Here is a 303-nt window from a genome sequence, read left to right on the forward strand (position 1 = left end):
CTTTTACTCGTTGTTTATTCCATCGAGAAGATCCTTTCATTCTTCTAGAAAGAATACGCTGTGCTTTTGCCAACTTCCCTTCTAATGATCGAAAAAACTTCGGATTTTTATAGGTTGTTCCATCTGACAAAATGGCGAAATCTTTTAGTCCTACATCCATTCCAATGTAAGAATGTGTTTTCGGAAGTTCTTGCACTTCTGTTTCGACTAACAATGACACAAAGTGTCTGCCAGAAGGGTTCCGTCTAACTGTAGCATTTAAAATACGTCCCTTTACTTCACGACTTTTGGCAAATCGAACAA

General features: G+C 38.0%; 1 protein-coding gene. It reads right to left on the minus strand.

The features are described 5' to 3' along the window. On the minus strand, positions 1–303 hold a 303-nt coding region (locus JDS95_RS30685), incomplete at both ends, for a transposase (RefSeq protein ID WP_199691062.1).

Origin of the sequence: Bacillus cereus group sp. N24 (genome assembly GCF_016483345.1) — a bacterium.
In the GTDB taxonomy this organism is placed as follows: domain Bacteria; phylum Bacillota; class Bacilli; order Bacillales; family Bacillaceae_G; genus Bacillus_A; species Bacillus_A toyonensis.